This is a genomic window from Pseudomonas sp. NPDC087626, from assembly GCF_044743405.1.
Classification (GTDB): domain Bacteria; phylum Pseudomonadota; class Gammaproteobacteria; order Pseudomonadales; family Pseudomonadaceae; genus Aquipseudomonas.
In genome coordinates, this window is the sequence record NZ_JBIUWJ010000024.1 from 49,018 (window position 1) to 62,638 (window position 13,621).

12 protein-coding genes are annotated in these 13,621 nt (G+C 62.9%); 2 read left to right on the forward strand and 10 right to left on the reverse strand.

Annotated features, from left to right (window positions below; translation table 11 throughout):
* The first annotated feature begins 10 nt into the window (after window positions 1–10).
* Entirely contained in the window at window positions 11–1,546 is a 1,536-nt protein-coding gene (locus ACIOVD_RS19485) for an AhpA/YtjB family protein (RefSeq protein ID WP_401129677.1), read from the forward strand.
* A 269-nt stretch (window positions 1,547–1,815) separates the two neighbouring features.
* Here ACIOVD_RS19485 and ACIOVD_RS19490 read toward each other — a convergent pair whose 3' ends face one another.
* The 9 genes from ACIOVD_RS19490 to ACIOVD_RS19530 all read right to left on the reverse strand — a co-directional run bounded on the left by ACIOVD_RS19490 (window position 1,816) and on the right by ACIOVD_RS19530 (window position 11,258).
* Complete coding sequence (locus ACIOVD_RS19490; protein ID WP_095169606.1) at window positions 1,816–2,529, reverse strand: membrane integrity-associated transporter subunit PqiC; 714 nt, start codon at window positions 2,527–2,529, stop codon at window positions 1,816–1,818.
* Window positions 2,530–2,705: 176 nt separating this feature from the next.
* Window positions 2,706–4,970 (reverse strand): DNA topoisomerase IV subunit A, encoded by a 2,265-nt coding sequence (gene parC, locus ACIOVD_RS19495; protein ID WP_401129679.1) that lies wholly within the window; start codon window positions 4,968–4,970, stop codon window positions 2,706–2,708.
* A gap of 10 nt (window positions 4,971–4,980) precedes the next feature.
* Entirely contained in the window at window positions 4,981–5,502 is a 522-nt protein-coding gene (locus ACIOVD_RS19500) for a TIGR02281 family clan AA aspartic protease (protein ID WP_401129681.1), read from the reverse strand.
* Window positions 5,499–6,482, reverse strand: a complete 984-nt coding sequence (locus tag ACIOVD_RS19505) for an esterase-like activity of phytase family protein (protein ID WP_401129683.1) — start codon at window positions 6,480–6,482, stop codon at window positions 5,499–5,501. Before ACIOVD_RS19505 ends, ACIOVD_RS19500 begins: the two co-directional genes overlap by 4 nt.
* On the reverse strand, window positions 6,482–8,386 hold the full coding sequence (gene parE / locus ACIOVD_RS19510) for a DNA topoisomerase IV subunit B (RefSeq protein WP_095169610.1): 1,905 nt from the start codon (window positions 8,384–8,386) through the stop codon (window positions 6,482–6,484). Before parE ends, ACIOVD_RS19505 begins: the two co-directional genes overlap by 1 nt.
* A 42-nt stretch (window positions 8,387–8,428) precedes the next feature.
* Window positions 8,429–9,037, reverse strand: a complete 609-nt coding sequence (locus tag ACIOVD_RS19515) for a YqiA/YcfP family alpha/beta fold hydrolase (RefSeq protein ID WP_095169611.1) — start codon at window positions 9,035–9,037, stop codon at window positions 8,429–8,431.
* A gap of 238 nt (window positions 9,038–9,275) precedes the next feature.
* Complete coding sequence (gene cpdA / locus ACIOVD_RS19520) at window positions 9,276–10,091, reverse strand: 3',5'-cyclic-AMP phosphodiesterase (protein WP_401129686.1); 816 nt, start codon at window positions 10,089–10,091, stop codon at window positions 9,276–9,278.
* A 106-nt stretch (window positions 10,092–10,197) separates the two neighbouring features.
* Window positions 10,198–10,650 carry a DUF1249 domain-containing protein gene (locus ACIOVD_RS19525; RefSeq protein ID WP_159993402.1) on the reverse strand — a complete coding sequence of 151 codons (453 nt, stop codon included), beginning with the start codon at window positions 10,648–10,650 and terminating at the stop codon, window positions 10,198–10,200.
* Window positions 10,641–11,258 (reverse strand): NUDIX domain-containing protein, encoded by a 618-nt coding sequence (locus tag ACIOVD_RS19530; protein ID WP_095169614.1) that lies wholly within the window; start codon window positions 11,256–11,258, stop codon window positions 10,641–10,643. The genes ACIOVD_RS19525 and ACIOVD_RS19530 overlap by 10 nt, the downstream gene beginning before the upstream one ends.
* A gap of 226 nt (window positions 11,259–11,484) precedes the next feature.
* Here ACIOVD_RS19530 and ACIOVD_RS19535 point away from each other — a divergent pair, with 226 nt between their 5' ends.
* Window positions 11,485–12,231, forward strand: coding sequence for an RsiV family protein (locus tag ACIOVD_RS19535; RefSeq protein ID WP_095169615.1), 747 nt, complete (start codon window positions 11,485–11,487; stop codon window positions 12,229–12,231).
* Here the strand turns inward: ACIOVD_RS19535 and cytX are convergent.
* Entirely contained in the window at window positions 12,200–13,492 is a 1,293-nt protein-coding gene (gene cytX / locus ACIOVD_RS19540; protein WP_401129689.1) for a putative hydroxymethylpyrimidine transporter CytX, read from the reverse strand. The two genes, ACIOVD_RS19535 and cytX, sit on opposite strands and share 32 nt — an antisense overlap.
* Between the last annotated feature and the right edge of the window lie 129 nt (window positions 13,493–13,621).

Here is a 13,621-nt window from a genome sequence, read left to right on the forward strand (position 1 = left end):
GCCGAGCTCAGTGAACCGGCCCACGCCAGTCAAACCCGATAACTTCTTCCTGCTGATCTTCCGTGCACTGCGCCACCGCCGTGTACCGATTGCATTGCGCATTGCCAGCCATAACGTGATCCTGGTCGCATTGGCCCTGGTGATCTACGCCTGCGTGATGGGTCTGCAGTTCAAACAGGCAATGCACGAACAGGCCGATGCCCTGGGTCAGAGCCTGACCACCCAGACGGCAACCTCGGCCACCGAGCTGCTGGTGTCCAACGACATCCTCAGCCTCAACGTGCTGCTGAACAACCTGACCAAGAACCCCTTGGTGGCCCACGCCGCTATTTATAGCGTGGACAACCGGATCCTGGCCGAGGCGGGGCAACGTCCCAAGCAGGGCCTGCTGGGCGAAACCCAGGGCATGTACGAGAGCAAGATCACCTTCCAGGACGTGTCGGCCGGGCAATTGCGCATCAGCCTGGACATGCAGCAGTTCGAACAGCCGATGACCATCAGCCTGCAGAGCATGGGCATTCTCAGCGCCATCCTGCTGGCCCTGGCGTTGGCCCTGAGCCTGCGCCTGGGGCGCAACATCTCCACGCCACTCATGCAATTGCGGGTGTGGCTGCGTGACATCGACGAACACACCCCGGCCACCCAGCGCCAGGACGAGATCGGCGACCTGGCACGCCAGCTGCACGCCAGCTTTGCCCCTGAGCCGGTAGCGCCGGCGGTGGTTGACGAGCCGGAAATCGATGAGTTGGATGATGTCGAGGACGACGAGCCAGCGTTCGAAGTGCGCAACCTGCGGGACCCGAGCTTCGATGAAAGCGCCCCGGTGGCTAGCCTGAAAGCGGCACCTCGGCATGTGATCAGCGCCGAAGAAGACGAAACGAACGACGATGAAGACCCGTTCGCCGATGTTCGCGACAGCGCCACCAGCGCGGTAGTCGTCAAGCCACAGCCCAAGGTCGTCGCCTCCAGCCAGCCGCAGTTCAGCGCCGTGCTCGCCGTGCAACTGGGCGCCCAGGAGCAACTGCGGCGCCTGCCGCGGGCACGCCTGACCGAGTTGCTGGACCGCTACCGCGACTGCCTGGACCAGGCTGCATCGCTGTACGAGAGCGAGCTGCACACGCTCAACGACGGCAGCACCCTGATGCTGTTCCACACCCAGGACAGCGGCGAAGACTACCTGACCAACGCCATCTGCTGCGGTGAGCTGTTGCGCGCCCTCGGCCATCAGTTGCAGATCGAAGTCGCCGACAGCGGCATCACCCTGCAATTGCAACTGGGCCTGACCCTGGGCGAAGAACTCTTCGGCCTGAGCCAGATCGACCTGCTGTTGACTGAAACCGCCCAGGACGCTCTCGCCCTCTCCCAGCACAGCCGTAACCTGCTGCTGGTGGAGCGCAAGATCAGCGACGACGCCTTGATCCGCCAGCGTGCCCGCATCCGTCCGATCGCCAGCCCTGAAGGCGCCTGCTGCGTCGAGCGCCTGATGGAGCCCTACCCTTCGATGCTGGAACGACAACTGGCGCGCATGCACGAGACCCGCGCCTAGGCCCGATCGCGCCCCACCCAAGCCCGCAGCCGAGTAATCGCCTGCGGGCTTTTTATTGCGTCCCGCAGTTGCCAAGGGGGGGCAGCTCCATTGGACCAGGTAGGAGCGAGCTTGCTCGCGAAGAACCCAAGAACAACGCGCTGATTCAGACAATGCACGTCATCGTTAACGTCCATCGCGAGCAAGCTCGCTCCTACAAGCAGCAGTTTCGGGGTCGGCAGAAACAACAAAACCCGCACGGGGCGGGTTTTGTGGGGGCGACGTGCAGCTTAGAAGCGGAACACTTCCATGTCCGTGCGAATAGGCGCGGCCATCGGAATCTTCGGCTGTTTCTCACGTTCGGCAGGGGCCGTGGGTTTTGCCGCAGCAGGCTTGCGTGGAGCTTCGGCAACAGGTGGCTGGTTGGCCAGCGGCTTCAGGGCCACCGACAACTGCTCGGCCAGGCGCTGCAACAGCACGCCCTGGGCTTGGACCTGTGCAGCGGTGCCGCCGGCATGTTGCTCCTGCAGGTGAATGATGCGGTTATCGCGGACCTGGCCGCGACGATCGATCAAGCGCCACTGGGCGTCGAGCACCGCCGGTTGCGATTCGCCGGAGTCCAGGCGGGTAATCGACAGCAATACCTGCACATCAGGGGTGAACCCCAGGGTCGCCGGTGCCAGGACCACGCGTTGGCTGTCCAACTGACCCGCGACCTGACGCAGCAGCAACTGATTGATGTCCGAAGACAGGCTGCCCGCCCAACGACCATCGGTCGACGCTTGCAGGCTGCCGTCCGGTTGACGCTGCAACAGGGTTTCACGCTGCAGGTAATCGGCAATCAACACCGGACCCAGCAACACCGCCATGCCTGAGCTTTGCGCAGGCTGTGCCGGGGTGCCGCTGTCCAGCTGATACAGCGACACCGGCTGGTGAACGCTGCAACCCGCCAGGCCAAGAACGCCAGCGAGCAACAAAATTAGAGGAAAGCGCAGAACAGTCATCATCCCATCCAGGTGACGGCCACAAGGCCAGCCACTGTGAAAATACTCAAAAAATATGAAGAACGCTCGACCACGCCGGCGCTTGAAAGGCCATATCATCCGTGAATATGCCTTGCGACTCCAGCGCGAAAGCATCGATCTACGCGTTAAATCGTAGATCGAGCGCTCTAGACCGCTTAATTGAGAGTTTCTACCAATAGTGCATCGACCCGCTGGAAGCCTCGCGGCAGTTTATTGCCCCGGCGTCCACGCTCACCCTTGTAGTGCTCCAGGTCATCGGCCTTGAGTGACAGTGTGCGCTTACCGGCCTGCAATACCAGCGTCGCGCCTTCCGGCAGCACCGCGATATCCGTGACATATTCCTCGCGGTTAGCTACACGTTCGCCGGGGATACCGATGATTTTGTTGCCTTTACCCTTGCCCAGCTGCGGCAGGTCGCTGATTTTGAAGATCAGCAGGCGACCTTCGGTCGTCACCGAAGCCAGCCAGTTCTCGTCACGGTCTGCGACCGGACGCGGCAGGATCACCTTGGCGTTGTTCGGCAGGCTCAACAGCGCCTTGCCCGCCTTGTTCTTGGCTTGCAGGTCCTCGCCCTTGACCACGAAGCCGTAACCCGCGTCGGAGGCGATCACGTACAGGCCATCATCCTCTGGCATCAGGACACACTCGAAGGTCGCACCCGGTGGCGGAGTCAGACGGCCGGTCAACGGCTCGCCCTGGCCACGGGCCGACGGCAGGGTGTGGGCCGGCACCGAGTAACTGCGTCCGGTGGAGTCGATGAACACCGCAAACTGGTTGGAACGACCGGCAGCAGCAGTCTTGAAACCGTCCCCGGCCTTGTAGGAAAGGCCGGTTGCATCGATATCGTGGCCCTTGGCCGAGCGTACCCAGCCTTTTTCCGACAGCACCACCGTAACTTTCTCGTTCGGCAGCAGATCATGCTCGGTCAGCGCCTTGGCTTCGGTGCGCTCGACAATCGGCGAGCGACGGTCGTCGCCATACGTCTCGGCATCCTTGAGCAGCTCGGTGCGTACCAGCTTCTTGAGCTTGGCTTCGCTGCCCAGCAGGGCTTGCAGCTTGGCCTGTTCCTTGAGCAGTTCGTCCTGCTCGTCGCGCAGCTTCATCTCTTCCAGGCGCGCCAACTGACGCAGGCGCGTGTCGAGGATGTAGTCGGCCTGGATTTCGCTCAGGGCAAAACGTTCGATCAGCTTGGCCTTGGGGTGCTCCTCGGTGCGGATGATGTGGATCACTTCATCCAGGTTGAGGTAGGCAATCAACAAGCCGTCCAACAGGTGCAGGCGACGCTCGACCTTGTCCAGGCGGAACTGCAGGCGGCGACGCACCGTGCGCACCCGGAACTCCAGCCACTCGACCAGCAACGCACGAAGGTTCTTCAGCTGCGGCTTGCCGTCCAGGCCAATGATGTTGATGTTGACGCGGTAGGTGGACTCCAGCTCCGTACTGGCGAACAGGTGCTGCATCAGGGCTTCATGATCGACCCGGGTGTTGACCGGAATGATCACGATCCGACACGGGTTCTCATGGTCGGACTCATCACGCAGGTCGGCGATCTGCGGAGCCTTGGACGGCTTGGCCTGCATCATCGCGGCAATCTGCTCCAGCACCTTGGCCCCGGAAACCTGGTGCGGCAGCGCGGTGACGATGATGTCGCCGTCTTCGACGTGGTACACGGCGCGCATGCGCAACGAGCCCTTGCCGGTCTCGTACATTTTCAGCAGGTCGGCGCGCGGCGTGATGATTTCCGCCTCGGTCGGGTAGTCCGGGCCCTGGATGTGCTCACACAGCTGCTCGACCGTAGCCTTGGGCTCATCGAGCAAGCGCACGCACGCCGTGGCGACTTCGCGCAGGTTGTGCGGCGGGACGTCGGTGGCCATGCCCACGGCGATGCCGGTGGTGCCGTTGAGCAGGATGTTCGGCAAGCGCGCCGGCAACACCAGCGGCTCATCGAGGGTGCCGTCGAAGTTCGGCCCCCAGTCGGCCGTGCCCTGCCCCAGCTCGCTGAGCAGCACTTCGGAGTAACGCGACAGCCGCGCTTCCGTGTAACGCATGGCGGCGAAGGATTTCGGATCATCCGGCGCACCCCAGTTACCCTGGCCATCCACCAGCGTGTAGCGGTAGCTGAACGGCTGGGCCATCAGCACCATGGCTTCGTAGCAGGCAGAATCGCCGTGCGGGTGGAACTTGCCGAGCACATCACCGACGGTACGCGCGGATTTCTTGTGCTTGGAGTCAGCGTCCAGCCCCAACTCGCTCATGGCGTAGACAATACGTCGCTGCACCGGCTTCAGGCCGTCGCCGATATGCGGCAGGGCCCGGTCCATGATCACGTACATGGAGTAGTTGAGGTAGGCATTTTCGGTGAAGTCGGCCAGTGAGCGGCGTTCTACGCCGTCCAGGCTGAGATCCAGGGAGTCGCTCATGCGGGCCTCATCATTTCGTGGTCTGGCGCAGCAGCAAGGTGCCGCCGCGCTGGGTAAATTCGAGTTGTTTCAGGGCACTCATGCCCAGCAGCACTTGATCGCCGCTCAAGCCTGGCGCCACCAGGGCGCGCACGTCATGCAAGACAATGTCGCCCAGTTTCAATTGTTGCAGTCGGGTCCGGTAGCCCTGGCTGCGGCCATTGGCCGTGCTCAGGGTGACCGCGGCACCTTTTTCCAGGCTCAGCCGTTGGGCCAGGCCCGCCGGGATCGACACATCGGTGGCCCCAGTATCGAGCATGAAGTTCACCGGCTGACCGTTGATCTGGCCATCGGCAACGAAGTGTCCCTGGCCATTACCCACCAGCTTCACCTCGATAAACCCCTCACCCTGCTGCGAACTGACCTGGGTGTTGGGGTTTTCCTGACGCTGTTCCCAGGCGCCGAAAAACTGCGTTGCCAGGAACAGCCCGGCACACCAGGCGAGCACTAGCAACACCCGACCGGCGCGTTTTCCCGGCGCCTGCTGACTCATGACTTGGCGCTCCAGCCACCCTGCGGCGCAGCGAAGCGCCAGACGATCGGACGGACTTCGCCGTCAACCCGGGCGCCGTTGTTGTTGTCGATGCCGATCCAGGCACCTGAGGCGTCGATCACCAGCGCCTCGGCCAAGCCGTAGGCTTGTGGATAACGCCGCGGCGCCTGCAAGGCATCGGCGGCATACGACCAGCAACGCTCGACCTTGGCCGTCACCGCGTCACGGCGGCAGATTTCATAGGCGTTGCGCTCCAGGGTAAAGAGCTTGCCGTCGAACCACGCCAGGTCGGCGAAGTCCCGGGACACCGGCCGGGCATGGGGAAACTGCGCCGGTTGCATCTGTGTGCCGGCTTCGCTGAGCAGCACGCAGGCACCGTCGCAGTCCCACACGGTTTGTTGCCGCTTGAGCCGCAACAGCCCACGTCGCTCACGCTCGGCCGCCAGCCACAGCAGGTTGCCCTCAGGGTCGACAGCCAGGCCTTCAAACAGCGCATTGAAGTGCAGCAACATGCCACTGGCCCGCGCTTCGCGCACCAGCATCGGGGAAATCTTCAGCCATTGCGCGGCGCCCGTCGGCGGCACCTGCAACACCGCCGCATGGGCCTCGCTGACGATGTAGCGATTGCCGGCCTTGTCGCAGCTGATGCCCTCGAAATCGAAGTTACCACCGCGCACGATCGACGACGCCCAGGTGCGCGACTTCAGCCCCCAGGGCAAGCCGCTGTCAGGCACCGGCGGCACGTCGACGGGCACCGCTTCGGCCTGCCAGACACCCTCGCCGGTGGCGAGACGGTAGATCTGCCCATCGTCGCGATCGGAAACCGTCCACAGTTCATTGCCGCATTGCGCCAGGCCCGACAGATTGCCGCCGTGCATGCCTTGCACGGCATGCTCGGACAGCATCGTCAGCTCAGGCGCCGGCTGCGCGAACGCAGCCCCTGCCAGCAACAACCACGGGAGGGCAAAACCGCTCCGCATCAGGCCAGAACCTCGGCCAGGTTGCCCTTGGACTCCAGCCAGGACTTGCGATCACCTGCACGTTTTTTCGCCAGCAGCATGTCCATCATTTCCGAGGTGGCGGCAAAATCATCCAGGGTCAATTGCACCAGGCGCCGGGTGTTCGGGTCCATGGTGGTTTCGCGCAGTTGCGGCGGGTTCATTTCACCCAGGCCTTTAAATCGGGTGACCTGGGGCTTGCCGCGTTTCTTCTCGGCCACCAGGCGGTCGAGGATGCCATCGCGCTCGGCTTCGTCGAGGGCGTAGTAGATTTCCTTGCCCAGGTCGATCCGGTACAACGGCGGCATCGCCACGTAGACGTGACCGGCATCCACCAGCGGGCGGAAATGCTGGACGAACAAGGCGCAGAGCAAGGTGGCGATGTGCAGACCGTCGGAGTCGGCGTCGGCGAGGATGCAGATCTTGCCGTAGCGCAGTTGGCTCATGTCCGCCGCGCCCGGATCGACACCAATGGCGACGGCGATGTTGTGCACTTCCTGGCTGGCCAGCACTTCGCTGCCGTCCACTTCCCAGGTATTGAGGATCTTGCCGCGCAGCGGCAGGATCGCCTGGAACTCTTTGTCCCGCGCCTGCTTGGCCGAGCCGCCGGCGGAATCACCTTCCACCAGGAACAGCTCGGAGCGCATCGGGTCCTGCCCGGCGCAGTCGGCGAGCTTGCCCGGCAGGGCCGGCCCCGAGGTAATGCGTTTACGCTCGACTTTCTTGCTGGCCTTGAGGCGACGGCCGGCGTTGTTGATCGCCAGCTCCGCCAGGAGCATGCCGGTTTCCGGGTTGGCGTTGAGCCACAGGCTGAACGCGTCCTTGACCACCCCGGACACAAACGCCGCCGCCTCGCGGGACGACAGGCGTTCCTTGGTCTGGCCGGAGAACTGCGGTTCCTGCATTTTCATCGACAGGACGAACGCGATGCGCTCCCAGACGTCTTCCGGCGCCAGCTTCACTCCACGCGGCAACAGGCTGCGGAACTCGCAGAACTCGCGCATCGCATCGAGCAGGCCCTGACGCAGACCGTTGACGTGGGTACCGCCCTGCGCCGTGGGGATCAGGTTGACGTAGCTTTCCTGCACGCTGTCGCCGCCTTCGGGCAACCACAGCAGCGCCCAGTCGACCGCTTCCTTATTACCAGCCAGGCTGCCGCAGAACGGCTCGTCCGGCAGGCGCTCGAACTCACTGACCGCGTCCACCAGGTAGGAACGCAGGCCGTCTTCGTAGTGCCACTCGACTTTTTCGCCGGTGGCCTTGTCTTCAAAACTGACCAACAGCCCCGGGCACAACACGGCTTTGGCCTTGAGCACGTGCTTGAGGCGGCTGATGGAGAATTTCGGCGAATCGAAATACTTCGGATCCGGGGCAAAGAACACGCTGGTACCGGTGTTGCGCTTGCCGACACTGCCGACCACTTCCAGCTCGGTTTTTTTGTAACCGTCGGCGAAAGTCATCTGGTATTCGTTGCCGTCACGCTTGACCCGCACCCGGACCTCGGTCGACAGGGCGTTGACCACCGAAATGCCGACCCCGTGCAAACCACCGGAGAACTGGTAGTTCTTGTTGGAGAACTTACCGCCGGCGTGCAGTTTGGTGAGGATCAGCTCGACGCCCGAGACGCCCTCTTCCGGGTGGATATCCACCGGCATGCCGCGGCCATCATCGCTGACTTCCAGCGAGTGGTCGGCGTGGAGGATGACCTGGACCGATTTGGCGTGCCCGGCCAAGGCTTCGTCGACACTGTTGTCGATGACTTCCTGGGCAAGGTGGTTCGGCCGACTGGTGTCGGTGTACATGCCGGGGCGTTTACGCACCGGGTCGAGGCCCGAGAGGACTTCGATGGCGTCTGCGTTATAAGAGCTAGCGCTGGGAGTGGCCATGGGGTCTCGTCGTCAGTCGTTCATGAAAATAGGGGCAAGGGTTCACAGTGCTGTGAAATCGATCGCCTGGTACACATCTGCGCCAATGCCGGCAAAACTCAACAGGGCCGGCATCTGTCCGGCAAATCCCTGGAAACTATGGTCGCCGCCGGCCTGGATGCGCAACGCACAGGCTCGGTAATACTGTTGGGCGAGGCGATAGTCCAGCGTTTCGTCGCCGGTCTGCAGCCACACCTGGTAGCGCCGCGGGTCCTGGGGCGCCGGCACTTCCAGCTCGGCCAGGGCCGTGATGTGGTCGTGGGTCAATTCCCAGGTCTGTTCGGTATACAGGTTTTGCTGCGTCCCCAGGTAGCCGTCGAACATCCGGTGCGGACTGACGGCAGGGTTGACCAGCAGGGCCTTGAGGCCATGGAGCTCGGCCAAGTGAGTGGCATAGTAGCCGCCGAGTGAGCTGCCGACCAGCAGTGGCCGTCCCAGCTCGGCAATCGCCTGCTGTAACTGACCGATGGCCTCACGCGGGTGATGATGCAGGGCCGGAACGCGCAATTGGTCAGCCAGCCCCAGACGCTCCATCACTCCGATCAGCTGGCTGGCCTTTTTCGACGCAGGCGCGCTGTTGAAGCCGTGGATGTAGAGGATCGAACCGGACATTTGAGCTCCCTGGCGGTCGGCAAAAGAAAGCGCAGTTTACAGGGAGTCGGGCATATCGCGAGCAGGCTCGCTGCCACATTTGTTTCCTGTGTGGGAGCGAGCCTGCTCGCGATAAACTGGAGAACACCGCGTTTATCCTGCATGCACGCGTCAACGTTGACGACCATCGCGAGCAAGCTCGCTCCTACAAGGGTCGGTGTAATCCCTGCTCGCGATCGCCGTGAAGCGGTGTTTCTGCTCAGTAACCGTCAGAACCGTAATCGACCGTGAAATCGAATCCGATGACCCGCTCCACTCCGGTTTCCAGCCGCCCATCGGGCAACAGGCGCAGCCAGCGGTAGCCTGGCGCCAGGGTATCGACCCGGAAATCTTCGCTGCCGGGCTCGAACTGGATACAGGTCGAAGGCGACGCCAACAACCGCACGCCGTTGCGCAGTTGGTCGATTTCCTGATGCACATGTCCCCATAACACGGCGCGCACCTGGGGAAAGCGGTCGAGCACGGCAAACAGCGCTTCAGGGTTACGCAAGCCGATCGGCTCCATCCACGGACAGCCAATGGGCACCGGGTGATGATGGAAACACACCAGGTGATGACGTTCGGGCGCTTCGCTCAGGGCGCGGGCGAGCAATTGCAGTTGATCGTCCTGCAGGTAGCCCGGCACCGAACCCGGCACGGCGGAGTCGAGCAAGGTGATCCGCCAGTTGCCGATGTCCAGCAACGGTTCCAGCAGCGAACTCTGCACGGCCGCCTGGGCCATGACCTGCGGCTCGTCGTGGTTGCCCGGAATCCAGCGGGCAGGCGCGTCGATCTGCTCGCTCAAGCGGCGAAACAGCTGATAGGAGGCCAAGGTGCCGTCCTGGGACAGGTCGCCCGTGGCAATCACCAGGTCCACCCGGGGCTGTTGCAACCGCACCAGTTCGATCACCGTCGACAGGCTGTCGCGGGTGTTCATGCCCAGCAGCGTGCGGTCAGCCTCGGCGAACAGATGGCTGTCGGAAAGCTGCACCAGCAGGACCGGGTCGTTGGCGGTCAGAGTCGATACGCTCGGCAAGGTGTTCTCCCAAGGCGCGATCACGCAGGTGGATAAGTGGCGCAATTATGCTGGGGCATGGGTAAAAGAGGAAAGCCGTGAACCGGACACAGTTCACATCTGCCGCTTAACGCACCACTTCGTATTCGTGCCCGCACGCCAGGCAATGGCTCAGCCATTCGCCGAGGAAGACGTTAAGCTGGGACTTTTCGTCAGGCTGGTGCATGAAGGCATTGGGGTAAGGATAGATGCCGCGAAAGCGCCGCGCATGTTCGGCGCTGACCACTTCGGCCATGCGCGCATCGTGATAGACCTGCACCTCCAGCTGCGGCACCGGCAGCCAGGGCAGGCTGTGTTCCTGGCGCACACGCAGGGTGGTGGTGTAGGGACAGGTCAGCAGGACCTCGAGGGTCAGCACCCCGAGCATCTGGTCGCCCTGGGTCATGGCGATGCGCCGCGCCGCCGGCGTATTGCGCATGTCCGGCAGCAGCCGCAGCAAGCGGGCATAGTTGGCCTCGCAGGCGCTTTGCAGCCCCACCAGGTCGACCCGATAGCGGTCGCGCTGTTTGTTTACGACCATAGCCCCCTCACTTCAACGCGGTTCAAAGCCAGCCATTGCAAGGCAATAATGCTCGCCGCGTTGGAAATCCGCCCATCACGCACGGCCTGCAGGGCATCTTCAAAGTCCCAGACCGTGACGCGAATATCTTCTGCTTCCTCCAGCAACCCATGCAGGCCGCCAGCCCCCGTACTGTCACACCGCCCCAGGTACAGGTGCACGTATTCAGTGCTACCGCCAGGCGACGGAAAATAGTTGAGCATCGGCCACAACGCCGTGAACTCAAGCCCAGCTTCCTCCTGCGCTTCACGGTGAGCAACTTCTTCCGGTTGTTCGTCCTTGTCGATCAGACCGGCGACCAGCTCGATCAACCACGGGTTGTCGGTCTTGCCCAGGGCCCCCACGCGAAATTGTTCGATCAACACCACCCGGTCGTGCTGCGGATCGTAGGGCAGGACGCAGACTGCATCGTGGCGCACGAACAGTTCGCGATTGATTTCCCGGCTCATGCCACCGGCAAACAGCTCATGGCGCAGGTGTACCCGGTCGAGCTGGTAGAAGCCCTTGTGGCAGTTCTCGGTGCGCACGACGTCGACGACAGTCGGGGTGGCATTGGTAAAGTCAGTCATCACAATCCTCGTCTACTGCAGATCCGCTACGAGGCTCCAACCTCGACTTCGCGCCATCCTAACGCGCTCGCCACCTTTGATGCAGCCCCTTTGCAGTTGCCGGGATAGACGGCAGGGGGGCAAACCTACTCTAATTGACACTATTGAGCTTAGTGGCGAACTGACCGCCCCGCTGGCAGTCGAAGCCGGTAACTTTTTGCCTACCCTTGATCCATGAAGGACGCCCATGTCACTTTTGAAAATCGCCTCCGTGGCCTGTATCGCCCTGACCCTGGGCGCCTGCCAAAGCCTGTTCGAGCCTAGCTACAAGGCGCCGCTGGAAACCCTGCGCGACACCGCAGAGACTATCAAGCCCGGCTGCACCGGTGCCGAATGCCCGCTGGTCAACATCGATCTCGTGCGCTTCCCCGGCGAACCGCAACTGGATGGCATCATCGAACGACGCCTGCTGCAAATGACCCCCACCACCGCCGATGCACCACTGCCGGCTTCGCTGGCGGCCTATCGCGAGCAGTTCCTGCGCGATGCCGCCCCGCGCAACAGCAGCTACTTGCAGGCCAAGGTACGCGAGCAGCATGACGGACTGGTGATCATCGAGCTGTCCAGCTATCTGGACAACGGCACTGCCACTGGCAAGCCGGGACGCGGCTTCATCAACTACTCGCGCCAGGAGCACAAGGTGCTGACCCTGGCCGATATGCTCAAGCCGGGCGAGGAACAGGCATTCTGGAAAGCCGCCCAGGTGGCGCACAACAGCTGGCTGATCAGCACCCGCCTGGATCAGGAAGCGCAATTCCTCAAGGCCTGGCCGTTCAAGCAAACCCCCAACGTTGCCCTGACCACCGCCGGGGTGATGCTCAAGTACGACGTGAACACCATTGCGCCTTACGCCCTGGGCCACGTCGAGTTGAAGATTCCTTATTCGCGCCTGGGTGGCATCCTCAAGCCCGAGCTGTTTCCCGCCCGAAAGTAACGATGCGGCCCAGCACCAGCTGCAACAGCCCTGCCAGGATCAACGCCGGCAGGGTTGCGCCCAGCTCGGGATAAAAATTGGCCAGCAAGTGATAGGTAACCACCCCGCCCAACCAGGCGCACAGGGCCGACCCGCGCAACGCCGCGCAGGTCGCCTGGGCACCGCGCTTGCGCAGGATGAAGTGATCCACCAGCACCACGCCGAACAACGGCGCGAACACCGAGCCGATCAGCAGCAGGAAGTTCTGGTACTGGGCCAGTGGCGCCAGCAGCGCGATCAGGGTGCAGATCACACCGATGGCCAGGGCCAGGTGCTCGACCTTGAGCCGTGACAGGGTCGCGCTGGACACTGCCGCCGAGTGAATATCGGCAAAGGCGTTTTCCGACTCGTCGAGCAGGATCAACAGCAGCGGAATCCCCAGGCCGGCACCGGCCAGCGCCAACAGCAAGGCATTCACGTCACCGCTGGGGGCAAACGCCAGGGTGTAGGCCACGCCCAGGCTCATCAGCCAGAAGTTACCGATGAAAAAGCCCAGCGCTGTGCCGCCGAAGACATTTTTCGCGCGCTTGCCGAACCGCGAGTAGTCCGCAATCAGCGGCAGCCAGGACAGGGGCATGGCGATCGCAATGTCGAAGCCCACGGCGAACGGCATCGAACCGTCACCGGCCTGGGCCCACAACGCAGCCAGGTCAGCCTTGGCAAACAGGTTCCAGGTCAGCCAGATGCACGCTGCCAGCAACAGCCAGATGCCCCACTTGCGCAGGATCTGCCGCACGAACGTCAGGGGGCCGCTCACCGCCAGCAGGGTCGCCAGGGCGCCGAAGAACAGGGTCCACATCAGCGGGTTGGCCATCAGGCTGCCCTCGCTGAATCCGCGGGCGCCCAGCAGGCTGGCGGCATCGCGCATGACGATGATCTCGAACGAGCCCCAACCGATCAACTGCAGCAGGTTGAGCAGCGCCGGCAGGCTTGCGCCCTTGCTGCCCAGGGTCAACTTGAGCGCGGCCATTGACGACAGGCCAGTATCGCTGCCGATCACGCCGACGGCCGCCAGCAGCAGCACGCCGACCAGGGTGCCGAGGAAAATCGCCAGCAACGAACCCGACAGGCCCAGGCCCGGCGCAAGCAAGGCGCCGGTCTGCAGGACCATCAGGCCGATGCCGAGGGAAAACCACAGGGAGAACAGATCACGGCCGCCGAAGACACGTTTGTCGCTCGGCACCGCGATATCGGGGGAGTAAGTGCTGGGTTGAATGCTCAAGGGTGTTATCTCAGAGGAACATTTTTTGTTGTTTAGATCGCTATCGCGGGCAAGCCCGCTCCCACATGGACTGCATAAATCCTGTGGGAGCGGGCTTGCCCGCGATGGGGCCCTCTCAGGCCCCGACCC